Annotated in this window: 20 protein-coding genes; 6 read left to right on the top strand and 14 right to left on the bottom strand. The window is 69.1% G+C overall.

The window, feature by feature from the left end:
- Nucleotides 1–77: 77 nt before the first annotated feature.
- From ilvD to hflX, 3 genes are all read right to left on the bottom strand, one after another.
- The gene (gene ilvD / locus TSH58p_RS22240) at nucleotides 78–1943 is read right to left on the bottom strand and encodes a dihydroxy-acid dehydratase (RefSeq protein WP_109069542.1); all 1866 of its coding nucleotides are present in this window, start codon (nucleotides 1941–1943) and stop codon (nucleotides 78–80) included.
- A 196-nt stretch (nucleotides 1944–2139) separates the two neighbouring features.
- On the bottom strand, nucleotides 2140–2574 hold the full coding sequence (locus TSH58p_RS22235) for a DUF2934 domain-containing protein (RefSeq protein WP_109069541.1): 435 nt from the start codon (nucleotides 2572–2574) through the stop codon (nucleotides 2140–2142).
- Between the two features lie 134 nt (nucleotides 2575–2708).
- Complete coding sequence (hflX, locus tag TSH58p_RS22230; RefSeq protein WP_247873979.1) at nucleotides 2709–4115, bottom strand: GTPase HflX; 1407 nt, start codon at nucleotides 4113–4115, stop codon at nucleotides 2709–2711.
- A 146-nt stretch (nucleotides 4116–4261) separates the two neighbouring features.
- Between hflX and TSH58p_RS22225 the strand changes: the two genes are divergently transcribed.
- The 4 genes from TSH58p_RS22225 (at nucleotide 4262) to TSH58p_RS22210 (ending at nucleotide 7778) form a co-directional block, all read left to right on the top strand.
- The gene (locus TSH58p_RS22225; RefSeq protein WP_247873978.1) at nucleotides 4262–5908 is read left to right on the top strand and encodes a phospholipid carrier-dependent glycosyltransferase; all 1647 of its coding nucleotides are present in this window, start codon (nucleotides 4262–4264) and stop codon (nucleotides 5906–5908) included.
- A 56-nt stretch (nucleotides 5909–5964) separates the two neighbouring features.
- Complete coding sequence (locus TSH58p_RS22220) at nucleotides 5965–6735, top strand: TetR family transcriptional regulator (RefSeq protein ID WP_247873977.1); 771 nt, start codon at nucleotides 5965–5967, stop codon at nucleotides 6733–6735.
- A 136-nt stretch (nucleotides 6736–6871) separates the two neighbouring features.
- Nucleotides 6872–7303: a phasin family protein gene (locus TSH58p_RS22215; protein WP_040134043.1), complete on the top strand. Its 432-nt coding sequence runs from the start codon at nucleotides 6872–6874 to the stop codon at nucleotides 7301–7303.
- Nucleotides 7304–7442: 139 nt separating this feature from the next.
- On the top strand, nucleotides 7443–7778 hold the full coding sequence (locus TSH58p_RS22210; protein ID WP_109069539.1) for a tRNA-binding protein: 336 nt from the start codon (nucleotides 7443–7445) through the stop codon (nucleotides 7776–7778).
- Nucleotides 7779–7862: 84 nt separating this feature from the next.
- Here the strand turns inward: TSH58p_RS22210 and rimO are convergent, their stop codons facing one another.
- Nucleotides 7863–9227, bottom strand: coding sequence for a 30S ribosomal protein S12 methylthiotransferase RimO (gene rimO, locus TSH58p_RS22205; RefSeq protein WP_109069579.1), 1365 nt, complete (start codon nucleotides 9225–9227; stop codon nucleotides 7863–7865).
- A gap of 347 nt (nucleotides 9228–9574) precedes the next feature.
- On the opposite strand from rimO, the gene TSH58p_RS22200 reads away from it, so the two are divergent.
- Nucleotides 9575–10012 carry a MarR family winged helix-turn-helix transcriptional regulator gene (locus TSH58p_RS22200; RefSeq protein WP_109069538.1) on the top strand — a complete coding sequence of 146 codons (438 nt, stop codon included), beginning with the start codon at nucleotides 9575–9577 and terminating at the stop codon, nucleotides 10010–10012.
- Between the two features lie 111 nt (nucleotides 10013–10123).
- Here the strand turns inward: TSH58p_RS22200 and TSH58p_RS22195 are convergent, their stop codons facing one another.
- From TSH58p_RS22195 to TSH58p_RS22165, 7 genes are all read right to left on the bottom strand, one after another.
- The gene (locus TSH58p_RS22195) at nucleotides 10124–10354 is read right to left on the bottom strand and encodes a formate dehydrogenase subunit delta (RefSeq protein ID WP_109069537.1); all 231 of its coding nucleotides are present in this window, start codon (nucleotides 10352–10354) and stop codon (nucleotides 10124–10126) included.
- 23 nt (nucleotides 10355–10377) lie between these two features.
- Complete coding sequence (gene fdhD, locus TSH58p_RS22190; protein WP_109069536.1) at nucleotides 10378–11175, bottom strand: formate dehydrogenase accessory sulfurtransferase FdhD; 798 nt, start codon at nucleotides 11173–11175, stop codon at nucleotides 10378–10380.
- A 28-nt stretch (nucleotides 11176–11203) separates the two neighbouring features.
- Nucleotides 11204–14032, bottom strand: a complete 2829-nt coding sequence (gene fdhF / locus TSH58p_RS22185) for a formate dehydrogenase subunit alpha (RefSeq protein WP_109069535.1) — start codon at nucleotides 14030–14032, stop codon at nucleotides 11204–11206.
- A gap of 20 nt (nucleotides 14033–14052) precedes the next feature.
- Nucleotides 14053–15633 (bottom strand): NADH-quinone oxidoreductase subunit NuoF, encoded by a 1581-nt coding sequence (locus TSH58p_RS22180; protein ID WP_109069534.1) that lies wholly within the window; start codon nucleotides 15631–15633, stop codon nucleotides 14053–14055.
- A complete protein-coding gene (locus TSH58p_RS22175; protein WP_109069533.1) occupies nucleotides 15630–16118 on the bottom strand; it encodes a formate dehydrogenase subunit gamma in 489 nt (162 codons plus the stop codon). The genes TSH58p_RS22180 and TSH58p_RS22175 overlap by 4 nt, the downstream gene beginning before the upstream one ends.
- Before the next feature lie 168 nt (nucleotides 16119–16286).
- The gene (locus TSH58p_RS22170; protein WP_109069532.1) at nucleotides 16287–17219 is read right to left on the bottom strand and encodes a LysR family transcriptional regulator; all 933 of its coding nucleotides are present in this window, start codon (nucleotides 17217–17219) and stop codon (nucleotides 16287–16289) included.
- 131 nt (nucleotides 17220–17350) lie between these two features.
- A complete protein-coding gene (locus tag TSH58p_RS22165; protein WP_109069531.1) occupies nucleotides 17351–18604 on the bottom strand; it encodes a multidrug effflux MFS transporter in 1254 nt (417 codons plus the stop codon).
- A 284-nt stretch (nucleotides 18605–18888) separates the two neighbouring features.
- Here TSH58p_RS22165 and TSH58p_RS22160 point away from each other — a divergent pair, with 284 nt between their 5' ends.
- Nucleotides 18889–22473: a PAS domain-containing protein gene (locus TSH58p_RS22160; RefSeq protein WP_109069530.1), complete on the top strand. Its 3585-nt coding sequence runs from the start codon at nucleotides 18889–18891 to the stop codon at nucleotides 22471–22473.
- Nucleotides 22474–22492: 19 nt separating this feature from the next.
- On the opposite strand, the gene TSH58p_RS22155 is transcribed toward TSH58p_RS22160, so the two are convergent.
- From TSH58p_RS22155 to TSH58p_RS22145, 3 genes are all read right to left on the bottom strand, one after another.
- On the bottom strand, nucleotides 22493–23455 hold the full coding sequence (locus TSH58p_RS22155) for a DMT family transporter (protein WP_109069529.1): 963 nt from the start codon (nucleotides 23453–23455) through the stop codon (nucleotides 22493–22495).
- Between the two features lie 127 nt (nucleotides 23456–23582).
- A complete protein-coding gene (locus TSH58p_RS22150) occupies nucleotides 23583–24125 on the bottom strand; it encodes a DUF2934 domain-containing protein (protein ID WP_109069578.1) in 543 nt (180 codons plus the stop codon).
- A 162-nt stretch (nucleotides 24126–24287) separates the two neighbouring features.
- Nucleotides 24288–24812, bottom strand: a complete 525-nt coding sequence (locus TSH58p_RS22145) for an acyloxyacyl hydrolase (RefSeq protein ID WP_247873976.1) — start codon at nucleotides 24810–24812, stop codon at nucleotides 24288–24290.
- Nucleotides 24813–25044 lie beyond the last annotated feature (232 nt).

Below are 25044 nucleotides of genomic sequence, written 5' to 3'. Positions count from 1 at the left end.
CCTGTGGTCGTTACAACCTTTCCGAAGGTCTTAACCGGAAGGTTCTGGGTCCTTTCGGTTGTGCCTCCGGTGCCGTGTCAGCGCTTCACGGCGATGCCTTCGACCTGCGACACGTCGCGCACCGCGCCACGGTCGGCGCTGGTGGTCAGGGCGGCGTAGGCGCGCAGCGCCGGCGAGACGACGCGGTTGCGGTTGGCCGGCTTCCAGGCGTCGGCGCCCTTGGCGTTCTCGGCATCACGGCGGCGCTGCAACTCCTCGTCGGACAGGGCGAGGTTGATCTTGCGGTTGGGGATGTCGATCTCGATCCGGTCGCCGTCCTGGACCAGACCGATGGCGCCGCCCTGCGCCGCTTCCGGCGAGGCGTGGCCGATCGACAGGCCCGAGGTGCCGCCGGAGAAGCGGCCGTCGGTGACCAGGGCGCAGGCCTTGCCCAGCCCCTTCGACTTCAGGTAGCTGGTCGGGTAGAGCATCTCCTGCATGCCGGGGCCGCCGCGCGGGCCTTCGTAGCGGATGACCACCACATCGCCCGCCTTGACCGTGTCGCCCAGGATGGCTTCGACCGCCGCGTCCTGGCTTTCGAAGACGCGGGCCGGGCCGGCGAAGACGAGGTTGGAGGCGTCCACGCCCGCCGTCTTCACGATGCAGCCCTTCTCGGCGATGTTGCCGAACAGCACGGCGAGGCCGCCGTCCTTGCTGAAGGCGCTGTCGACGGAGCGGATGACGCCCTTGTCGCGGTCGAGGTCCAGTTCGGGCCAGCGCTTCTCCTGGCTGAAGGCGATGGTCGTCGGGATGCCGCCGGGAGCGGCCTTGAACATGGTGTGCACGCCCTCGTCCTGGGTGCGCTTGACGTCCCAGCGGTCCAGCGCGTCGCCCAGCGTCTTGGCGTGGACGGTGGCGACGTCGCGGTTCAGCAGCCCGCCGCGGTCAAGCTCGCCGAGGATGCCGAAGATGCCGCCGGCCTTGTGCACGTCCTCGATGTGGACGTCGGACACCGCCGGGGCGACCTTGCAGACGTTGGGCACGCGGCGCGACAGCCGGTCGATGTCGGCCATGGTGAAGGGCACCTGACCCTCCTGCGCGGCGGCCAGCAGATGCAGCACCGTGTTGGTGGAGCCGCCCATGGCGATGTCCAGCGTCATCGCGTTCTCGAACGCCTCGAAGGTGGCGATGCCGCGGGGCAGGGCGGTCGCGTCCTCCTCCTGGTACCAGCGGCGGCACAGTTCCACCGCCATGCGGCCGGCGGCCAGGAACAGCTCCTTGCGGTCGGCGTGGGTCGCCAGGATCGTGCCGTTGCCGGGCAGCGAGAGGCCCAGCGCCTCGGTCAGGCAGTTCATCGAGTTGGCGGTGAACATGCCGGAGCAGGAGCCGCAGGTCGGGCAGGAGCCGCGCTCCATCACCGCCGCCTCCTCGTCGGTCACCGTCGGGTCGGCGGCGGCGACCATGGCGTCGATCAGGTCCACGGCCTTGGTCTTGCCGCGCCAGTTGACCTTTCCGGCCTCCATCGGGCCGCCCGACACGAAGACCGCCGGGATGTTCAGCCGCATCGCGGCCATCAGCATGCCGGGGGTGATCTTGTCGCAGTTGGAGATGCAGACCAGCGCGTCGGCGCAATGGGCGTTCACCATGTACTCCACGGCGTCGGCGATCAGCTCGCGCGAGGGCAGGCTGTAGAGCATGCCGTCGTGGCCCATGGCGATGCCGTCGTCCACGGCGATGGTGTTGAACTCCTTGGCGACGCCGCCGGCCTTCTCGATCTCGCGGGCGACGAGCTGACCCAGATCCTTCAGGTGGACGTGCCCCGGCACGAACTGGGTGAAGGAGTTGGCGATCGCGATGATCGGCTTGCCGAAATCGCCGTCCTTCATGCCCGTCGCGCGCCACAGGCCGCGGGCGCCCGCCATGTTGCGGCCGTGCGTGGAAGTGCGGGAGCGATAATGCGGCATGTCTCTACCTCAGGGATCGAACATTGCGTGCGGATGCGCAGGGGCAGCAACACTAGCAATCCCGAAGGGCGGAAACCAGACCTCTCGTTCCCTTTTCCGCCCCATTTTCCGGCAGGCGGGGCATAGGAGGTCTGCGGTGAACGGGGAGGGGCGACGCCCCACCCTTGTCGTCCCACCCCTGTCCGCCGCGCGGCTGTCAGCCGCGCGACGCATCCCGGCGCGAGGCCTTTCCCGGCTTTCCGCTGGCGGCACCGCCGCGGGAGATCTGGCCGCCGGTCTTGGTCGTGCCGGTCTGCTCCGCCCGTCCGGCGGCCACGGCCGACAGGTTCTCCGCCGCGGCGCGCGTTCCGCTGCCCCCCGCGGCTTTGGGGGCGGTCTTTTGCGCGGCCTTGGATTTCGCGGACGCCGGCTTCGCGGCGGCCGTCCTGGACCGCCGCTTCGGCGGGGCATCCGGCGCGCTGCTTTCCGTTTCCTCGCTTTGCCGCTCGGCGCGGATCTCGTCATCGACCTCGGCTTCGGCCTGGGCCCAATGCTCGTCGTGCCGGCCGTCGGGACGGCCCTCCCGTTCCCAGATGTCGTGGGCGCGGCGACGCACGCGCTCGGCCCGATCCTGCTCCGGCTTTCGGGTCATGGGGCTGCCTCCTCCTGGTCATGGCGGGTTTGGGACCGGGCGGGTCACGGACCCGTCTTCCCGTCACAACGCAGGAGAGCGGCGGTGGTTTCAAACCATCCGAAACGGCGGGCCGAAAAGCGCGAGACGTACCGTCAGCGGCTTTCCTGCCCGACGAACCGGCTTTCGAAGCGGGCGGCGTCAGAGGGGGCCAACGCCACATGCACATGGGCCTGCCCGTTCTCGTCCCGGCGGTCGAGCACCTGCCCATGTTCGTACAGCCACGCCAGGGCGCGCCCGTCCGCAAGGTTCACAGTCAGTTCCAGCACCTGCCGCCCGGCGGACACGCGACGGTCCAACAGATCCAGCAGGTCGTCGAGACCCTCCCCGGTCAGGGCGGACACGGCGACGGCGCGCTCCTCCCCTTCCATCATCCGCTGGTTGGCGAGGCGCATGTGGAGCGCGCCGCGGGCGGTCGCGGGCATCTGGTCGGTCTTGTTCAGCACCTCCACCACCCGCGGGTCGTTGGCGGCGTCGATCCCGAGGTCGGCCAGCACCGAATCCACGTCCGCCTTCTGCGCCGCCGTGTCGGGGTGCGAGACATCGCGGACGTGCAGGATCAGGTCGGCGGCCTGCACCTCCTCCAGCGTCGCGCGGAAGGCGGCGACGAGCTGCGTCGGCAGTTCGGAGACGAAGCCCACCGTGTCCGACAGGGCCATGGTCTTGCCGGAGGACAGGGCGATCCGGCGCACCGTGGGGTCGAGCGTGGCGAACAGCATGTCCTCGGCGGTGACGCCGGCGCCGGACAGCCGGTTGAACAGGGTGGACTTGCCGGCGTTGGTGTAGCCGACCAGCGCCACCAGCGGCGTGCCGCCGCGCTGCCGGGCGGAGCGGTGCAGCTTGCGCGTCCGCCGCACCTCCTCCAGGTCCGACTTCAGACGGGTGATGCGTTCGGCGATGAGGCGGCGGTCGAGTTCGAGCTGGCTTTCGCCGGGGCCGCCCAGGAAGCCGAAGCCGCCGCGCTGGCGCTCAAGGTGGGTCCAGGACCGCACCAGCCGCGAGCGCTGGTAGGTCAGGGCCGCCAGCTCGACCTGCAACTGGCCCTCCCGGGTCTGGGCGCGGTCCCCGAAGATCTCCAGGATCAGGCCGGTGCGGTCGATCACCTTGGCCATGAAGCGGCGTTCCAGGTTGCGCTGCTGCACCGGGCTGAGCGGATGGTCGATCACCACCAGATCGGCGTGGAAGGCTTCGACCATACCGCCGATCCGCTCGGCGGTCCCGCGCCCGAACAGGGTGGCGGGGTCGGGACGGGCGACGCGGATCACCTCGGCGTGCGGCACCTCCAGCCGGATCGCCTGGGCGAGAGCGATCGCTTCGGAAAGCCGCGCGTCGGGCTGGCGCGCGGCGGTGTTTCCATCGTCGGGGTGAGTGGGCAGAACGGGCAGGATGACCAGGGCGCGGCCCGCGGAGGACGGTGCCGCGCCGTCGGGGTCGTGCCCCTGGACGCTGCGGGAAGCCGAGGCGGTGGAACGGGGTGACGGGCGGTCGTCGGGATCAGGCATCGGGCTGGCACCGTTCCTTCTGGCAATGGGGTTGAGCGATCAGGAGTTGCAGGTCTGCAAAAAACAGCGCGCCGCTGCCGCGGTTCCAAAACCGTCCGGAATCGTGCACAAACCGCTGGCGTGTAACCTCTGGACATACTCCGATCATGTCATCCCCGGACCGCGGCGCCACGTCTCCCCGTTTGGTCATGCCCAACCGCTCCGCCGGGGTGCCCGGCGCCGGCCTGCTGGACCGCTGGCCCTGGTGGGGTCTGTGCACGGCGCTGGCGGTGGTCATGGTGGTGTCGGCCCTGGCGATCGGCTTCCGCACCCCCTACTGGTCGCACGCCGACCAGGATCTGGTGCTGGCCTATCACGGGCTGCTGTTCAGCGAGGGGCTGCCCCAGGAGTATTTCGACCATCCCGGCTACACCTATTTCCTGGTGATCGAGGTCTGGTACCGGCTGCTGCACGCGCTGGGGCTGATGCCGGTCATCACCCTGTCCGGTCTGCCGCCCGCCGCCGACACCGCCGCCTACAACGCAGCCTGGCAAAATCTGGTGGAGGCCGGGCGGGCGCTGTCCATCCTCGTCACCACCGGATTCGCGCTGATCTACGCCAACCTCGTCCGCGCGCTGGTCGGGGACCGGCGGGTGGCCTTCCTGGCCGCGGTGGTGATGGCCTTCGGCATCGGCCTGTCCACCCAGGCGCGGCAGATGCGCACCGACCTGCTGTCGGCCTCCTTCGTGGTCACGGCGCTTCTTCTGGTGCTGGTCGCCGTCCGCACCGCGCCGGGCTGGCGGCCGCTTCTGCTGCTCGGGCTGGCCGGTCTGCTGGCCGGGCTGGCGGTGGTGACGAAGATCCAGGCGATCTTCCTGGCGCTGGGCATTCCGGTGATCGCGCTGGCCTTCGGGCGCCGATTCACCGAACAGGACGGTCCCCGCTGGATCGCCGCCGGCATTCTGGGGCTGGCGGCGGGCGCGGCGGCGCTGCCCGCGGCGGCCCTGATCCAGCACGGCATCGCCAGCGCCGGCCAGTCGCTCTATCCCTACCGCCCGGTCGGCGGCGGGCTGTCGGGGGTTTATCAGGGGATCGTCGTCGGCTGGGTCGTCCTCGGCATGGCCGTCTACGCGGCGGTGTGGCGCGTGCGCCTGTCCTACGCGGCGGCGGCCATGGCGGCGGTCGCGCTCGGGCTGGCGCTCGGCGTGCTCGCCCTGACGATCCGCCCGCACGAGCAGAACGTGATCGCCGTCGCCAACCTGATCGAGCACATGTTCGTCTTCACCACCTGGAAGCATCAGGCCGCGCTCCAGGGGCAGGAGCAGGTGCTGTCCGACGGGCTGGCGATGCTGCTGGCGAAGGGGCTGTGGCGCACGCTGGCGATCCGCACCATCATCCTTCACCCCGACAACATTCCGCAGACCGTCGTGGTGGAGTGGTTCATCATCGGCGGCTGCATCGTCCTGTGGCGCCGGGGGGAGCGGGTGGCGGCGGCCCAGGCGGCGCTTCTGCTGCTGGTCGCCTGGGGGCTGGAGACATTGTTCTCCCTGCGCGGATTCCAGCGGGCCTACGCCGCCTACACCGACCCGTTGATGGGGCTGGCCGCGGCCTGGGTGCTGCTGCGCCTGCCCGGTCTGCTGGAGCGCGCCCGGACGCGCCGCTGGATCGTCGGCATGGTGGCTCTGGTGGTGGTGGTCGCCCAGGTCTGGCCGGCCATCGAGGCCATCCGCCTGCCCAACCCCGCCGGCCAGTGCGGCTGGATTCCCACCTATATGAAGCGGGCCGAACCCTTCCCCTTCTGCCGCCCCGGTTGAGGTGCGGCGCGGGCATCCCACATCATGGGGACAGGCTGACCACGAGGTTCGACCCCATGGACGACACCGCCGACACCCGCTGGAAGACCGATCCCGAGGCCCCCGACACCGCGGGGAACGCCGCGGGAGGGGGAGGGGCCGACGAACTGGACCAGCGGGTGGCCGCCGCGGCGATGCGGCTCGCCGCCGGGCAGGGCTGGCGCGACACCGGCCTGCTGGCGATCGCGCGGGGGGCGGGGGTGCCGCCGGACGTCTTCTACCGCCGCTTCCCCGACCGGTCCGACGTGCTGGCCGCGGTGTCGCGGGTCGCCGATACGGCGGTCCTCGCCGACGACGCCCCGGCCGGTCCGGACGAGAGCGCCCGCGACCGGCTGTTCGACGTGATGATGCGCCGCTACGACGCGCTGCTGCCCTACCGGGACGGGCTGCGCTCGGTCGTCCGCGATCTGCGGCGGGAACCGCTCACCGCGCTGGCCTTCTCCCGTCACTTCGGGCGGTCGATGGCCTGGATGCTGCGCGCCGCGGGGGTGGAGGCCGACCGGACCGGCGGCGCCCTCCTGGTGGCCGGGCTCGGCGCGGTGCAGGCGCGGGTCATGCGCGTCTTCCTGGAGGACGACAGCGCCGACCTGTCGCGGACCATGGCGGCGCTCGATTCAGAGCTTCGGCGGGCGGAGCGCTGGGCTGGGGCATTACGCCGCAGATCCGGACGCGTCCCTCCATCCGAATCCCATACGGCGCCGCAGGGCGCCCAGGAACCGGGCAAGGAATCGGCCAGGGAATCGGCCAGGGAATCGGCCAGGGAACCAGGAAGCGCGTCCGCTGGTTGAGGTTCCATGAGCCGCGGTGTAGCCCCTGGTGCGACGCACAAGGGCGTTGACTATCTTTTTGGCAATCTGCATAGTCGCGCCACAGGTTTGCTGCGTCGCAGCATGCCCGCAAATCCTTTCGTCGGGGGTGAGAACCATGGCCAAGCAGTCGTCCGGTAACCCGTTCCTCGAATTCGATCTGTCCAAGGTGCTGGGCGATTACAAGGTGCCCGGCCTCGACGTCGAGTCGATCCTGGCGAGCCAGCGCAAGAACATCGAGGCGGTGACCGCCGCCAACCAACTCGCGATCGAGGGTCTGCAGGCCGTGCTCCGCCGCCAGGCCGAGATCGTCCGCTCCTCCGTCGAGGAGGCCGGCAGCTATGTGAACCAGGTCGCCGCCGCCGGCACGCCGGAAGAGAAGGCCGCCAAGCAGGCCGAGCTGGTCAAGGTCGCCTTCGAGAAGGCCCTGTCGAACATCAAGGAACTGGCCGAGCTGGTCGCCAAGTCCAACACCGAGGCCGCCGACGTGCTGTCCAAGCGCGTGTCGGAGAGCCTGGACGAGGTCAAGGCCGCCATCGCCAAGAAGTAAGCTCCTCTCCATTGGAGAGTGCCGCAAGGGGCCGCCCACCGGGGCGGCCCTTTCGCGTTTCAGCTTCGGCGCCACCAGTGCTAGCCTTGCCCCTGACGATTGAAACCGCGACAACCGCAACAGGGCAGGGACGAGACCCGTGACCATCAGTTACGACGATTTCCTGAAGGTGGACATCCGCGTCGGCACCATCACCGCGGCGGAGCCCTTTCCGGAGGCGCGCAAGCCGGCCTACAAGCTGACCATCGATTTCGGGCCGGAGATCGGCACCCGGCGCAGCTCCGCCCAGATCACGCGCCACTACACGCTCGACGAGCTGGTGGGGCGGCAGGTGCTGGGCGTGGTGAATTTCCCGCCCAAGCGCATCGGCCCCTTCACCAGCGAGGTCCTGTGCCTGGGCCTGCCTGACGCGGAGGGCGAGGTGGTGCTGGTCGGGCCGGGGCAGGGCGTGCCGAACGGCGGGCGCCTGTACTGAGCTGCCGAAAAACAAAAGGGTGACGACAAACAAAAGGGCCGGGAGGCGATGCCGTCCCGGCCCTTTTGCTTCAGGGGACTCCCCTTACTCGGCGCGTTCGATGGAACCCCAGAGGTCGTATTCGTCGGCGTGCTCGATGGTCACGTCCACGATGTCACCCGGCTTGACGTTCGTCTCGCCGTTCAGGAAGACGTTGCCGTCGATCTCCGGCGCGTCGGCGTAGGAGCGGCCGATGGCGCCCTCCTCGTCGACCTCGTCGATGATGACGCCCAGCGTGAAGCCGACCTTCTGCTGGAGCCGCTCGGCGCTGATCGCCTTCTGAGTCTCCATGAAGCGCTCCCAGCGCTCCTGCTTGACCTCTTCCGGAACGGCGCCGGGCAGATCGTTGGCGGTGGCCCCCTCGACCGGCTCGTACTTGAAGCAGCCGACGCGGTCGAGCTGCGCTTCCTTCAGCCAGTCCAGCATGAACTGGAAGTCCTCCTCCGTCTCGCCGGGGAAGCCGGTGATGAAGGTGGAGCGCAGCACCAGATGCGGGCATTCCTGCCGCCACTTCCGGATGCGGTCGAGCTGCTTCTCCTGGGCCGCCGGGCGGCGCATCGCCTTCAGCACCGTGGGAGAGGCGTGCTGGAACGGGATGTCCAGATAGGGGAGGATGCGGCCCTCCGCCATCAGCGGGATCACCTCGTCCACATGCGGGTAGGGGTAGACGTAGTGCAGGCGCACCCAGACGTCGAAGTTCGCCAGCTCGCGACAGAGGTCGATGAAGCGGGCCTTCACCTTGCGCCCGTACCAGTCCTCTTCCGCGTATTTGCGGTCGATGCCGTAGGCGCTGGTGTCCTGGGAGATGACCAGCAGTTCCTTCACGCCGGCGGTTGCCAGCTTCTCCGCCTCGCGCAGGACCGAGACGACCGGACGGCTGACCAGATCGCCGCGCAGGCTGGGGATGATGCAGAAGCTGCAGCGGTTGTTGCAGCCCTCGGAAATCTTCAGATAGGCGTAGTGGCGCGGGGTCAGCCGCAGCCCTTCCGGCGGCACCAGATCGGTGAAGGGGTCATGGACCGGCGGCACGGCGTCGTGCACGGCGTTGACCACCTGCTCGTACTGGTGGGGGCCGGTGACGGCCAGCACGTCCGGATGGACCTGCCGGATCATGTCCGACTCGACGCCCATGCAGCCGGTCACGATGACGCGGCCGTTTTCCTTGATCGCCTCACCGATGGCCTCCAGCGATTCCTTCTTCGCGGAATCGAGGAAGCCGCAGGTGTTGACCAGCACCACGTCCGCGCCGTCGTAGGACGGCGAGATCTCGTAGCCTTCGGCGCGCAGGCGGGTGAGGATGCGCTCGGAGTCGACGAGCGCCTTGGGGCAGCCCAGGCTGACGATCCCCACCTTGGGGGAGGAGGCCGGGTTGGTCTTGAAACCGGGAATGGACGGGGGCGTGCTGGTCATGGCGCGCATATATAGGCGAGTCGCGGCGCAACGCCAGACAAAACGCGCGGCGCAGCCCCGACACGAGGTGGTAGGTGCCCTGCGTTGTCTCCGCACCGGTCCGGTGAACCGGACGGCGCCACAGGGGGGTGCGACACCTTGTGCTGGATGAGGTTTGAGGTCAATGTTTCGTTTACTGTCCCAATGACGTAGTGTGCGCCCCGTCGTCGGGGGTGGGGGAGTCGTGGACTTGCCTACTGGGGTATGTTAGTTTTGTAAACGTATAGTCTCTGCATCGTACAGACTCGTTGTCGGCTTCTTTGCTGTGCCGCGGGTCAATTTCTGACAACTGTCGAGACCCCGCTGCCATGTCGAAAAGCCCCCAGTCCCTGGCATCGGCGCAGGCGATCGCCGAGGTCATGATGCACATCGGTCACATCGCCGACAGCATGGGCTATACGCAGGGTTTGAAGCCGTCGCAGTGGACGGCGCTGCGCTACTTCGCGCGCGCCAACGACAGCCAGCGGACCGTGTCCGCCTTCGCCGATTTTCACGCGACGACCCGCGGCGCGGCTTCCCAGATGGTCGAGGTTCTGGTGACGAAGGAACTGCTGACGCGGGTCCCGGTGCCGGAGGACCGCCGCGTCGTGCAGCTTCATCCCACGGAGAAGGCGCTGGCGCTTCTCGAATACGATCCGCTGAAGGACTTCGCCGCGGTCATCGCCGCCCTGCCGGGGCCGGAGCAGTTCCAGCTCGCCGATCTGCTGTCGCGCGTGCTGAAGGGGTTGCTGAGCAAGCGGGCCTGAACAGGAGAGGTGCACTTGCCCCCTCCCTGACCCTCCCCCGCTTCGCGAGGGAGGGGATAATTCTCCCTCCCCTGCGGAGCGGGGGAGGGCCGGGGTGGGGGAAATGAACTTTTACGCGCTGCCCACCGCCGGCCCCTTCAGCCGCTCGACCGCCTGGGTGACGATCTCATGCAGCCCTTCGCCCCCCGCGCTGCTGTGCTCCAGCAGGCGCTGGCGCATGCGCGGTTCCCAGAAGGCGCGGATGTGGCCGGCGGTTTCGGTCACCGCCTCCTCCTGCGGGTAGGACTGGAAGTAGCTGGCGATCTGGTTCGCCATGCGGACGAGTTCGCGTGTGGTGTCCATGGGGCGGCTCCTGGAATAGCGTTTCAACGGAACAGCATGACGCCGTTGCCGCGCGCGCGCGCGGCCAGCGTCATGCCGGCGGCGCGGGCGAGCTTCAGCGCCAGCGCCGTGGGGGCGGAAATGGTGGCGAGCATGGGGATGCCGATGGTCGCGGCCTTCTGAACCAGTTCGAAGCTGCAGCGGCTGCTCATCACCGCGAAGCCGCCGGACGGGTCGATCCCGGCGCGGGCCAGCGCGCCGGCCAGCTTGTCGAGCGCGTTGTGCCGCCCGACGTCCTCTCGCGCCATCACGATGCGCCCGTCCGGACCGGCCCAGGCCGCCGCGTGCAGGGACTTGTTGGCGCGGTTCATGGGCTGGTGGTCGGGCAGGGCGGCGAAGGCGGCGGCCACCGCCCCCACCGACGGGGTGAAGCCCGCCGTCACCCTCGGCGGCTCGCGAACAGCGTTGGCGAGGCTGTCCACCCCGCACAGGCCGCAGCCGCTCCGCCCCTCCATCGAACGGCGGCGGAGCGAGCCGCGCAGAAGACGCAACGGGTCGGCCACGATGGACAGGATGATGCCGTCCTCCACCGTGCGCACCGCGACGCGGTCGATGTCGGCGGCGCTGCCGACGATTTCCTCGCACAGGCTGAAGCCCAGCGCGAAGTCCTCCAGATCGGCGGGCGTCGCCATCATCACGGCGTGGGAGCGTCCGTTGTATTCGAACGCCACCGGAGTCTCCTCGGCGACCAGCCACGTCACGTTTGCCTGATTCGGAGCCTGATCGGCCGCTTCCGGAAAGCCGGTGCCGCTGGCCGGCAGGGAATGGGCGTGGGTGAGCATGGCTGGTCCTCCGCTGCGCGTTGCCGCTTTACTCCGCCGCCACTTCCACCAGATCGCCGCGGCGGATCTGCCAATCGGACGGGTGGTTGCTCAGCGTCACCTGCACCGCGGTCACCTTGTATTCGGGGCAGTTGGTGGCCCAATCCGAATTCTCGGTGGTGACCACGTTGGCGCCCGTCACCGGGTGGTGGAAGGTGGTGTAGACCACACCCTGCGGCATCCGGTCGGAGATGCGCGCCCGCAGCGTGGTGGCGCCGATGCGGCTGGCGATGGAGACCAGATCGCCGTCGCGGATGCCCCGCTCCTCGGCGTCGTGGGCGTGGACCTCCAGGATGTCCTCCGGGTGCCACGCCACGTTGGCGGTGCGGCGGGTCTGGGCGCCGACGTTGTAGTGGCTGAGGATGCGCCCCGTCGTCAGGATCAGCGGGTAGAAGCGGGAGGCCCGCTCCTCCGTCGGCACATACTCGGTGATCATGAAGCGGCCCTGGGACGCCTTGCCTTCGCGGACGAAGCCGTCGGCGTGCATGATCGGGGTGCCGACAGAGTCTTCGTCGGTGCAGGGCCACTGCACGCTGCCCACCCGGTCCAGCTTCTCGAAGCTGACGCCGGAGAAGGTCGGGGTCAGGCGGGCGATCTCGTCCATGATCTGCGCGCCGCTGCGGTAGAACATGGGATAGCCCATGGCGGTGGCCAGATCGCAGACGACCTCCCATTCCTGCTTGCCGGTCTTGGACGGCATCACCGGGCGGACGCGGTTGATGCGGCGCTCGGCGTTGGTGAAGGTGCCGTCCTTCTCCAGGAAGGAGGTGCCGGGCAGGAAGACATGGGCGAAGGCCGCGGTCTCGTTCAGGAACAGGTCCTGCACCACGACGATCTCCATGGCCCGCAGGGCGGCGAACACATGCTGGGTGTTCGGGTCGGACTGGGCAATGTCCTCGCCCTGCACGAAGATGCCCTTGAAGGTGCCGTCCACCGCGGAGTCGAACATGTTGGGAATGCGCAGGCCCGGCTCGGGGTCGAGCGCCGCGTTCCACACCTCCTCGAACTGCTGGCGGACCACGTCGTCGGAGACGTGGCGGTAGCCGGTCAGCTCGTGCGGGAAGGAGCCCATGTCGCAGGAGCCCTGGACGTTGTTCTGGCCGCGCAGCGGGTTCACGCCGACGCCGTCACGCCCGATGTTGCCGGTCGCCATGGCGAGGTTCGCCATGCCCATCACCGCGGTCGAGCCCTGGCTGTGCTCGGTCACGCCCAGCCCGTAATAGATGGCAGCATTGCCGCCCGTGGCGTAAAGCCGGGCCGCCGCGCGCATCTCCGCCGCCGGGATGCCGGTGTACTGCTCGGTGTTCTCCGGGGAGTGGCGCGGGTCGCGGACGAAGGCTTCCCACCGGGCGAACTCCATCGGGTCGCACCGGTCGGCCACAAAGTTGCGGTCGACCAGATCCTCGGTGACGATCACATGGGCCAGCGCGTTCATCGCGGCCACGTTGGTGCCGGGCCGGAGCTGGAGGTGGTGCGTGGCCGAGACGTGCGGGCTGCGCACGAGGTCGATGCGGCGCGGGTCGATGACAATCAGCTTGGCGCCCTGGCGCAGCCGCTTCTTCATGCGGGAGCCGAAGACCGGGTGGCCATCCGTCGGGTTGGCGCCGATCACCAGGATCACGTCGGACTTGTCGACGCTCCTGAAATCCTGCGTGCCGGCGGAGGTGCCGAAGGTCTGCTTCAGGCCGTAGCCGGTCGGGGAGTGGCAGACGCGGGCGCAGGTGTCGACGTTGTTGTTGCCGAAGGCGGCGCGGATCATCTTCTGGACGACATACACCTCCTCGTTCGTGCAACGGGACGAGGTGATGCCGCCGATGGAGCCGCGGCCATACTTCTGCTGGACCGCGCGCAGGCGGGTGGCGGCGTAGGCGATCGCCTCTTCCCAGGACACGACGCGCCAAGGGTCGTCGATGCTCTCGCGGATCATCGGCTTCGTCTGGCGGTCGGCGTGTGTGGCGTAGCCCCAGGCGAAGCGGCCCTTGACGCAGGAATGGCCCTCGTTGGCGCCGCCGTCCTTGTGGGGGACCATGCGGACCACGGTGGTGCCCTTCATCTCCGCCTTGAAGGAGCAGCCGACGCCGCAATAGGCGCAGGTGGTGATGACGCTGTGCTCCGGCTGGCCCAGCTCGATCAGCGACTTCTCGGTCAGGGTGGCGGTCGGGCAGGCCTGGACGCAGGCGCCGCAGGACACGCACTCGCTGTCCATGAACTGTTCGAGAGCGCCCGGCGACACCTTGCTGTCGAAGCCGCGCCCGTCGATGGTCAAGGCGAAGGTGCCCTGGACCTCGCCGCAGGCCCGCACGCAGCGGGAGCAGACGATGCACTTGGACGGGTCGAAGGTGAAGTAGGGGTTGCTCTCGTCCTTCACCGCGGAGCGGTGGTTCTCACCCTCGTAGCCGTAGCGGACGTTGCGCAGGCCGACCGCGCCGGCCATGTCCTGAAGCTCGCAATTGCCGTTGGTCGGGCAGGTCAGGCAGTCCAGCGGGTGGTCGGAGATGTACAGCTCCATCACGCCGCGGCGCAGCCGGCCCAGACGCTCGTTCTGGGTGTGCACCTTCATGCCCGGCGCGACCGGCGTGGTGCAGGAGGCCGGCGTGCCGCGCCGCCCCTCTATCTCCACCATGCACAGGCGGCAGGAGCCATAGGCGTCCAGCATGTCGGTGGCGCACAGCTTGGGCACGGTGATGCCGGCTTCCATCGCCGCGCGCATCACCGAGGTGCCTTCCGGCACGGTCACCGTGCGGCCGTCGATGTCCAGCGTCACCATGGTGGCGGACTCGCGGGCCGGAGTGCCGTAATCGATGTCTTGGATCGACATGGGATCTTAGTCCTTTCCGCTCACTCGGCCGCGACAGCCGCGGGGCTGCGGGTGAAATCCTCGGGGAAGTGCTTCAGGGCGCTGCGCACCGGGATCGGCGTCATGCCGCCCATGGCGCAGAGCGAGCCGTCGGTCATGACCTCGCACAGGTCGTTGAGCAGCGTGATGTTCGTCGCCACCTTCTCTCCGGCGATGATGCGGTCCATCACCTCGACGCCGCGCACCGCGCCGATGCGGCAGGGGGTACACTTGCCGCAGGATTCGGCGGCGCAGAACTCCATGGCGAAACGGGCCTGCCTGGCCATGTCCACGCTGTCGTCGAAGACGACGATGCCGCCGTGGCCGACCATCGCCTCGACCGCGGCGAAGGCCTCGTAATCCTTCGGCAGGTCGAACAGCGAGGGCGGCAGATAGGCGCCGAGCGGGCCGCCGGCCTGCACCGCGCGGATCGGACGGCCGGTGATGGTGCCGCCGCCGAACTCGTAGAGAAGCTCGTGCAGGGTGACGCCGAAGGCCTTCTCGACGATGCCGCCGTGCTTGATGTTGCCGGCGAGCTGGAAGGCCAGCGTGCCGCGCGAGCGGCCGACGCCGAAGTCGCGGTAGTAGTCGGCGCCCCTGTCCAGGATGATCGGGACGGAGGTCAGCGACAGCACGTTGTTGACGACGGTCGGCTTGCCGAACAGACCCTCCAGCGCCGGCAGCGGCGGCTTGGCCCGGACGGTGCCGCGCTTGCCCTCCAGGCTTTCCAGCATGGAGGTCTCCTCGCCGCAGATGTAGGCGCCGGCGCCGACGCGGACGTCGAGGTGGAAGCGGTGGCCGGTGCCGTGGATCTCGTCGCCCAGCCACTTCTCGTCATAGGCCAGCCGGATCGCCTCGCGCATCGTCGCCACGGCGTGCGGGTATTCGGAGCGGATGTAGATGTAGCCCTCGGTGGCGCCCACCGCGATGGCGGCGATGGTCATCCCCTCGATCAGGCAGAAGGGGTCGCCTTCCATGATCATGCGGTCGGCGAAGGTGCCGCTGTCGCCCTCGTCGGCGTTGCAGCAGATGTACTTCTGGTCCGCCTGGGCGTTCAGCACCGTGTTCCACTTGATGCCGGTCGGGAAGCCGGCGCCGCCGCGGCCGCGCAGGCCGGAGTCGGTGACCTCGGTCACGATCTCCGCCGGGGTCATGGCGAGCGCGCGCTCCAGCCCGCGGAAGCCGCCGTGAAGCCGGTAGTCCTCGACCGACAGCGGATCGATGATGCCGCAGCGGGCGAAGGTCAGCCGCTCCTGCCTGGCGAAGTAGGGGATCTTCTCGGTCAGGCCGTGGGCCAGCGCGTGGTCGGCGCCCTCCAGGAAGCCGGCGTCGAACAGCCCGGCCACGTCCTCGGCCATCACCGGACCGTAGGCGACGCGGCCCTCGGGCGTCTCCACCTCGACCAGCGTCTCCAGCCAGAGCATGCCGCGGGAGCCGTTGCGGACGATGCGCAGCGGGATGCCGCGCCGGGTCGCCTCGGCGCGGATGGCGGCGGCGGTCTCGTCGGCGCCCACCGACAGGGCTGCGGCGTCGCGCGGCACGTACACGGTGTGAAGGGCGACGGTGTGCAGGGGCTCGCTCATCGCGCGGCCTCCGTGGCCAGGGTGGAGGCGGTGATGGCGTCGAAGCGGGCCGGGCTGACCCGGCCGTGCAGCGTCTCGTCCACCATCACGGCAGGGGCCAGGGCGCAGTTGCCCAGGCAGAAGACCGGCTCCAGCGAGAAGGCGTCGTCGGCGGTCGTCTCGTGGAAGTCCACCTTCAGGCGGCGGCGGATGTGGTCGATCAGCCCGTCGGCGTTCATCGACTGGCAGGCCTCGGCCCGGCAGACCTTGATCGTGTGGCGGCCCGGGCGGCTGCGGCGGAACTCGTGGTAGAAGGACACCACCCCGTGCACGTCGGCGCGCGACAGGTTCAGCTCACGCGCCAGCAGCGGGATTGCCTCCTCGTCGATGCAGCCGAACTCTTCCTGAAGAGCGTGCAGCATCGGCAGCAGCGCCCCGCGCAGGTGACGGTTGGCGGCGATCACCGCCGTGGCGCGGTCCTCGCTCCATGGAGATCGGGCGTTCATGGTCTCCTCCCCCGCGCCCGCCTGGATCGGCGGCGCTTCGTTGGTGTCTCGTCCGTCAGCGTTACGGACATTGGGGGAGACGCGCAAATTTGATTTTCTGATGCGGTGATAGGGTTTCCCTATCACCACACGGACCGCGCGGTTATGCTGTTGAGATCATAGCCCTTTTTAGAGACCCCAGGGGGCCAGCGCCTCGTCGGTCAAAGAACGCACGCGTTCGGCGAGGCCCGGTTCCGCCGCCACGGCGGCGAGCGCCTTGGCGAGCGGGGCCGGCGGTTCGCGGTCGGCGTAGACGAGTCCGACGGCGTAGGTCAGGTCCGGCTCGGTCAGGGGCAGGGCCACCAGATCGGGGTGGCGGGCAACCAGGGTCAGGAGCTGGCTCGGCACCACGCTGGCGGCCAGACCGCTGCGCACGATGGTGTAGATGGTGACGATGGAGTTCGTCTCCATCAGCGGGACCACCGTCCGGTCGGCCATGCGGAAGGCGGTGTCGGCGATGCGCCGGTTCTGCATGTCCGGGGTGAGCAGGCACAGCGGCAGCTCCGCCGCGTCCGCCCAGCGGATGCTGGTGGCGCCCTCGCGCACCTGACGGCGCTGGGCCAGCAGGAAGTAGCGCTCCGAGAACATCGGCACGGTGCGGACGTTGCTCAGCGGCTCGTTGTCGAGATAGGTGACGGCGGCGTCAAGCTCGAACCCGTCGAGGTCGCGCTGGATGTCGCGCGAGCTGAGCGAGCGCACGCTGGAGCGGATCTGCGGGTAGCGCTCGGCGAAGCGTGCCAGCACATGGGGGACGGCGGGCAGGGCGGTCGGGATGGCGCCGATCCGCAGATGGCCGGACAGGCCCTGGCCCAGCGCCGTCAGCTCCTGATAGAGCCCGTCCCGCTCCGCGACGATGCGGCGGGCGTATTCCAGCACCTTCAGCCCCTCCGGCGTGAAGCCGGAGAATTTCTGCCCGCGCTCGACGATGGGCACCCGCAGCTCGTCCTCGAGCTGGCGGATGGCGTTGGACAGCGTCGGCTGGGAGACGTGGCAGGCCTCCGCCGCCCGGCCGAAATGCTGCTCGCGCGCCAGGGCCAGCAGATAGACGAATTTGCGGAACACAGTCCCCTCCCGCGCGTGATGGGCCGGTGCCCGCTCGGCGCCCGCTCCCGGGCGTCGCGCACGTTATGCCGAATCGGGCACACCGGGGGCAAGGGCGGAGGCGCCGTGCCGGCCGATGACCGCCTCGGGAGTCAGTCGCCCGGCTGCGGCGCCGCAGCGGCGTGGGTGGAGCGCATCAGGGTCCCGCGCTCCGTCACCAGGACGGTCAGCAGCGCCAGCACGCCCAGCACGGTGAAGCCGACGGTCAGCGGGCGCACGGTGCCGTCGAAGGACTGGCCGACGATCCAGCCGACCACCGCCGCCAGGCCGGTGCTGAAGAAGCCGACGAAGGACGACCCCATGCCCGCCACATGGCCCAGCGGCTCCATCGCCATGGCGTTGAAGTTGGGCGCGATCAGGCCGAAGCAGAAGAAGATCGCCGCCATGAACAGGCCGAGGCCGAGCAGCGGCGGATGCTCCGGAAAGCCGAGCAGCGCCATGGCGACGCCGGTCAGCGTGTAGCCGATCAGGGCGACGTGCGACACCCGGTGCATGCCGACCCGCCCGACCAGCCGCGCGTTGACCAGCGAGGCCAGGGCCATCACGCCGGCGATGGCGCCGAAGGCCACCGGGAACAGCGCGCCCAGCCCGTAGACGTCCACGAAAATCTGCTGGGCGCTGCCGACGTAGCTCAGCAGTCCGCCGAACAGCAGGCCCATCGCCGCGGTGTAGCCGACCGTCGCGCGGGTCGTCACCACCTTGCGGAAGGCGTGGCCGAGCGCCGCGGGGGACAGCGGCATCCGGTCCTCCGCCGAGCGGGTTTCCGCCAGCCGCAGCATCGACCAGGCGAAGGCGGCGACGGCGGCCAGGAACAGCGCGCCGAACACCCACGGCCAGGTGCCGAGGCGGAGAATCCCCTCGCCCAGGGCCGGGGCGATGATCGGCACGATGATGAAGATCATCATCACGAAGGACATCACCCGCGCCATGTCGCGCCCGACGAAGCGGTCGCGCACGATGGCGATGGCGACGACGCGCGGGGCGGCGGCGCCGAAGCCCTGCAGCGCGCGGGCGGCCAATAGCGTGGCGAAGCTGGGGGCGAAGACCGCGCCCAGCGAGCCGATGGCGAAGATCACCAGACCGGCGGCCAGCACCGGCTTGCGCCCGAACCGGTCCGACAACGGCCCATGGAAGGGCTGCCCGACCGCGAAGCCCAGCATGTAGGCGGTGATGACGAGCTGCCGGTCGTTCTCCCGCACCACCCCGAAGGAACCGGCGATGTCCGGCAAGGCGACGAGCATGATGTCGATGGACAGCGCCGTCAGAGCCATCAAAAGGGCCATGAGCGCGACGAACTCGCCGAAGCGGATGTCGCCGCTCCGGCCGGCGGAAGCGGAATGGGGCATGGAATCAGGCATTGCGCCACTGTGCCGCGCGCCTGTCTCCGCGGCAAATCGAATTCCCGCAGGCCCGCCATCGATATTTGGACATCGACAATTCAAGGCTGTGCGCGATCGCGGCGCCTTGCCTCGCACATTACCACCTTTTGTGGAGTGCCCAAATTTCATTTGAGAACTTCAAGAACTTCACGCCGGTGCTGCTGAAAATAGTGATAGACGGGCGGATTTTGTGGGAGTCGCCTGAGTGGCTGTCTATAGTGGGTGGCATCAACAGTCTGTGAAAACCGGGTATGCGCCTTCGTCTCCCTTTCGTGGCCTTGCTGGCGCTTCTTCCGCTCGTCGCCTTCGCGGTGGCCTCGATCATGCTGGTGGACCGTCAGCAGGAGCGGTCGATCGAGGAACTGGTCCGCCACGCCACCGATGCGGCGGTGCGGACCGTGGACGGGCGCGTCCTTATGACGCGCAGCGCGCTCGAGATCATGTCCACGGCCCGCTCGCTGGACATCGGCGACCGCGCCGTCTGGAGGGATCGGGGAGAACGTGCGCTGCGGCAGCGGTCGGATTGGGTCGCCCTGGAGGTGCGCGACCGCCAGGGTGTCGTCAACCTGCTCCACCGGCCGGAGGAGCCGGGAGCCGGCGGACTCGATCCTGCCGCCCGGTCCGCCCAGGCGGACCATGTGTTCCGTTCGGGAGAGGTCTGGATCAGCGGCGTGATCACCGACCCGGCCGGCAAGGTGGAACCGGTCTTCGCCGTCAGCGTGCCGGTCTGGGGCGTGGGCGAGGTGCGGCTGGTCCTCACCGCCTATGTGCGGGCCTGGTCCCTGCGTCAGGTCCTGGTCGATCAGGCGGTGGCGCCGACCTGGATCGTCGCGCTGCTCGACCGCGATGGGCGGATCGTCGCCCGGACGCGGTCTGAAACGGCCTTCGACCCGGCGGTCGGAAAGCCGGCGCCCGAATCCCTGATCCAGGCGCTGAAGACCGGCGACGAATTCTTCCTGTCGCACACCCGGCAGGGAGAGGAGGTGCTGTCGGCGAAGGCCGGCTCCATCGCCGCGTCGGGCTGGCTCCTGGTCCTCGGCACCCCGGCCGAGCCGATCCAGGCGATGGCGCGCCGCACGATCTACACGGTCGCCGGCGGCGGGTTGGGGGCGCTGGCGGTGGCGGCGCTGGTCGCCTGGACCCTTGTGCGCTCCCACAATCGGCGGGAGGCGGCGGAGCGGCGGGCGCGGGTGGCGGAGGCCGCGGCGGAGGCCGACCGGCGGTCGCAAGCCATTCTGGAAAGCACGACGGACGGCGTCTACGAGGTCGACCGGTCCTGGCGCATCGTCTACATGAACGGACGCGCGCGCGGCCTGATGGGCGGCAGCAGCGACCTGACCGGGCAGCGGCTGTGGGAGGCCTTTCCCGACGCCATGGGGACCGTGCTGTGGGACCGCCTGCACATCGCCATGAGGGACCGCCATCCGGATGAGTTCGAGGCCTATTTCGCGCCGCTCGGCGTCTGGCTGTTCCTGAGGGTCTTCCCGTCCTCCGCCGGTCTGGCCATCTATTTCCAGGACATCAGCAAGCGTCTTCTCGCCGAGCGGGCGCTGGAGCGCGCGGTCGAGCAGGCGAACCAGATCCTGGAGAGCATCGGCGACGCCTTCTACGCCATCGACCGCGACTGGCGGATCACCTACGTGAACAAGCGCGCCCAGGAGATGTTCGAGCGCCCGCGCGACGACCTCATCGGCCGCTGCCTGCTGGACCTGTTTCCGGAGGTGGCGGGCAACACGATCATCCGCAGCTTCGAGGCGGCCATGGCCGACCAGCAGCCGCGCCAGTTCGAGGCGCTGTCCGGCATCTTCCAGCGCTGGACCATGTTCAACGTGTACCCGCAGGCGGGCGGCGGCCTGTCCATCTACTTCCGCGACGTGTCCGCCCACCGCGCGGCGGAGGCCGCCCTGCGCGCCAGCGAACACCGCTACCGCACCCTTCTGGAAGCGCTGCCGCAGATGGTCTGGACCTGCCGGGCGGACGGCGGCTGCGATTTCCTCAGCCAGCAATGGCTGTCCTACACCGGCCAGGGGGCGGAGGAGGCGCGGGATTTCGGCTGGACCGAGACCATTCATCCCGACGATCGAAAGCGCCTTCTCACGGTTTGGATGCAGGCGGTCGAATCGCGGACGATCTTCGACACCGAGGCGCGTATCCGCAGCGCCGCCGGCACCTACCGCTGGTTCAAGCAGCGTGCCCTGCCGATCACCGACCCGGAGACCGGAGAGGAGCGCTGGTTCGGCACCTCCACCGACATCACCGACATCTTCGAGGCGCGCAACGCCATGCAGGCCGCCAAAGAGGAGGCGGAAGAGGTCGGCCTGCGCTTCCGCACGCTGGCGGACTCCATCCCGCAGCTCGCCTGGATGGCCCGTCCGGACGGGCGGATCTTCTGGTACAACAAGCGCTGGTGCGACTACACCGGCGTCGAGGGCGCGGACGCCGCTTCCGGTCCTCTGTGGGACGGAATCCTTCCCGCCGACCACGCCGAACGTGTCACCGCAAGCCTCCAGCGGTCCTTCCAGACCGGGGAACCGTGGGAGGATACCTTTCCCATGGCCGGACGGGACGGCGCTTTCCGCTGGTTCCTGTCACGGGCGCTGCCCGTGCGCGACTCCGATGGTGCCGTCGTGCTGTGGTTCGGCACCAACACCGACGTGACCGACCGTCTGGAGGCCGAGGACGCCCTGCGCCGCGCCAAGGAGGAGGCGGAGCGGGCGGCCCTGTCGAAATCGAAGTTCCTCGCCTCCGCCAGCCACGATCTGCGCCAGCCGATGCAGTCGCTGTTCCTGTTCTCCGGGGCGCTGCACGGCTATGTCCAGGGGGAGAAGGGGATGAAGGCGCTGCGCCTGCTGGAGAGCGGGCTGGATGCGCTGAAAGGGCTGCTGGACAGCCTGCTCGACGTGTCGCGGCTGGACGCCGGGGTGGTGAAGCCGACGCTGGAGGACTTCCCGGTGGCGCTTCTGCTCGACCACATCGCGGCGGGCTACGCCCCGGTGGCCCGCGGCAAAGGGCTCGACTGGACGATGGAGGGATGCCCGCTGAACATCCGTTCCGACCGCGTGCTGCTGGGCCGGATGATCCGCAACCTCGTGGAGAACGCCATCCGCTACACGGAACGGGGCAACATCGCCATCACCTGCACGGTCGTCGACGGACGGATGCGGATCACCGTGGCCGACACCGGCATCGGCATCTCGGCCGAGCATCTGCCCCGCATCTTCGAGGAGTTCCATCAGGTCGGCAACCCGGAGCGCGACCGCAGCCAGGGGCTCGGGCTGGGCCTCGCCATCGTGCAGCGCATCGGCCAGCTTCTCGGGCATCCGGTGACCGTCCGCTCCACGCCCGGCGTCGGGTCGGTCTTCACCATCGAGGTGCCGTTGGGCGAAACGCCGAAGCCCGTCGAAGTCGTGTCCGCGGCGCCTGCGCCGGCGCCGGCGCCGGTGGTGGCCGTAGGCGGGGAGGAACGGCTGGCGATGGTCGTCGACGACGACGCCATCGTTCTGCTGGGCCTCCAGGCGATCCTGCGCGAATGGGGGTACGAAGTTCTGATCGCCGGTTCGGGGGAGCAGGCGGTGGAGAAGCTGCGGTCGGCCAGCCGCAAGCCCGACATCATCATCGCCGACTACCGGTTGCGCGAGGGCAAGGTCGGCACCGACGCCATTCTCGACATCCGCCGGCTGTTCGACGCCGAAATTCCGGCCATCGTCGTGACCGGGGAAACCGGGCCCGAGTGCCAGCGCGACGCCGTGCGCCACGGCTTCGGCCTGATGCACAAGCCGGTGACCCCGCGCCAGCTCGCCGGGGCCATGGAGCGCTCCCTGCAACCGGCGGAGTGAGGCCGGCGGCCTTTGGGGGTCAGTCGCCGCCGCCGCCCATCGCGGGCGGGCTGGGGGGAAGGCGGCGACGGGTCTCGCGGTGCAGGATGTAGAGGCCGCTCACCGCCACCACGGCGGCTCCCGACACCATGTGCAGGGTCGGCATCTCGTTCCACAGCATCCAGCCGAACAGCACGGCCCACAGCAGCGCGGCGTAGTTGAAGGGCGCCACCACCGCCGCCGGGGCCAGAGAATAGGCCCGCGTCAGGAACAGCTGGGCGCCGCCGCCCAGCACGCCGGTGGCCGACAGCAGGGCGAAATCGGTCAGGCTGTGCGGGGTGACCCACACGAAGGGCATGACCAGCGCCAGGATCAGGGTGGTGATCGCCGTGAAGTAGAAGACGATGGTGTTGGCCCGCTCGGTCTTGCTGAGCTGGCGGATCGCCACCATCGCGAAGGACTGGCAGAAGGCGGCGCCCAGCGCGACCAGCGCCCCCAGATGGGTCAGCATCTCGCCCGACGGCCGGACCATGATGAGAACGCCGACGAAGCCGACCAGCACCGCGCTCCACCGGTGGATGCCGACCTTCTCGCCGAGCAGCGGCACCGACAGGGCGGTGAGGAACAGCGGGGCCGAGAAGTTCAGGGCCACGGCGTCGCCGAGCGGCAGCAGGTTGAACGACCAGAAGGTCAGCGACATCGCGGTCAGCCCGACGACCGAGCGCCAGACATGGCCCATCGGCCGTTCGGTGCGCAGGTTGCTGATCCAGCCGCCCTGGAGCGAAATGACCACCGCCACGGGGATCAGCGCCATGGCGTTGCGGAAGAAGGTCACCTCGATGACGGGGTACGTCTCCGAGAGCAGCTTCACCAGCACGTTCATCACGGAGAACAGCAGCACCGATCCCAGCATCATGACGATGCCAAGCGGTATGTTCTCCACACGGATGTGGCGGGGCGTCGCGGGACGGGCGGGGGCGGGGGAGAGGGGAGGCGCGGTCACGCCCGGATGCTATCAAGCGCAACCACCCGCGTCACGTTGCCGCGACGCGGGTGGTCATGTCCTGACGGAATGGCCGGATTGCGGCGCCGTGCCGAACCGGCCGCCGAATCGGACGCCGGAACGGTCGTCAGCGGTTGTTGAGCAGCTCGGCGATCTCGGCCTCGGCCAGCAGCCAATGGTCCATCTCGCGCCCATTCGGACGGCCCTCGCGCTCCCAGATCTCGTAGGCGCGCTCCTGCACCATGCGGTTCTTCTGGCCGTGCAGCAGGCCCTCCGCGATGTGCATGTTGATGCGCGAGAGCGACACCAGCTTGCGCGCCTCGATGGAGCCCTTGGTCGCTTCCATGGTGGTGAGGGTGACATACTGCGCGAGGTTGCGCAGGTTCGCCTTCACCTCGGAATCCAGGGTGTTCTCCTCGTTCTGGAGCACCGTCTTGATGGCGACCCAAAGGCGCAGATTGTGGTCCAGCGCGTGGCTCGCCTTCTCCGGCGTGTCGGCCTCGACCAGCAGGCTGGCGGCGTGCAGCAGGGCGACCGCGTCCTGCTCGATGGCCGCGAAATTGGTGTTCAGGACGATTTCCGCCCCGGTGTCGGTGGCGAGCGCCTCGGCCGCTTCAAGCGACGGAGCGGCTTCGACGGTCTTTGCAGTGGCGGTCTTGCGCTTGGCCATGATCGAATCCCCGGCGTTGGTCCCCAGGGTCAATAGAACCAGCCGTCATTAACAAGTGGTTAAGGCGAGTATTGCCAACCCCTTTGCGCAGCCTGCGCGGCAGAGCAACCGCCAAGTGATTCGCGGATGGGCATGCTGCACCGCAAAATAAACAGCGAAACCTCAGCGTCCGGTGAACGCTCCGAACGGCATGCGGTAGTAGAATCCGAAGACGTTGTTGGCCGGCGTGGCGGCGTCCGCGGTGGGGCCGCTGGTGTCGATGCGGCTGTAGCCCAGGCTGAAGCGGGCCTTGTTCTCGAACTGGTAGCCGAGTTCGAGTTGGGAGCGGAACTCGACCACGCTGCCTGTCGCCGCCGGATCGCGCGGGGTGACCGGCAGGGTTCCGGCGCCGACGCTGGGCGTGAAGACGAAGGAGGACCCTCCCAGCGGAACGTCGATCAGGATGCCGCCCATGCCGTAAAGGCTGCCGTCCGGTGCGCTGGGGCCGAGCGACACCCAGGGGCGCACCTCCGCGTATCCGTCGAGCTTGGGCAGGAGGGAGGAGCCGATGCGGATCTTGTTGTGCAGGTCGGACACCTTGGTGTCCGGCGTATCCCCGACGCTGTAGGCGAGGCCGCCGATCTTCCAGTTGCCGATCCGGTCTTCGGGCATCGACAGGGTCTGCGCGCCCGCGGGACCGGAGAGCATGAGGCCCGCCGCGGCAACCACCAGACAGAGGCACGAGGTCCCTTGACGCACGGCGGCCTGCTCCCGATCGATCGTTGACCGTCCTACTCCGGCTGCTCCAGCCTACCGCGTCCGATCCCGGCGCGGTTGTGGCATTACGCGGTGCACCGCACACCCGCGCAAGCGCGTAACGGTGCTACTCCCAGATGTCGTGCGCGCCGCCCTCCGCGTCAATGGTGGGAGGGTTGCCCTG

Origin of the sequence: Azospirillum sp. TSH58 (assembly GCF_003119115.1) — a bacterium.
Lineage (GTDB): Bacteria > Pseudomonadota > Alphaproteobacteria > Azospirillales > Azospirillaceae > Azospirillum.
The sequence above is the reverse complement of the archived record's forward strand: the minus strand, read 5'-3'. Positions and strand labels throughout refer to the sequence as shown.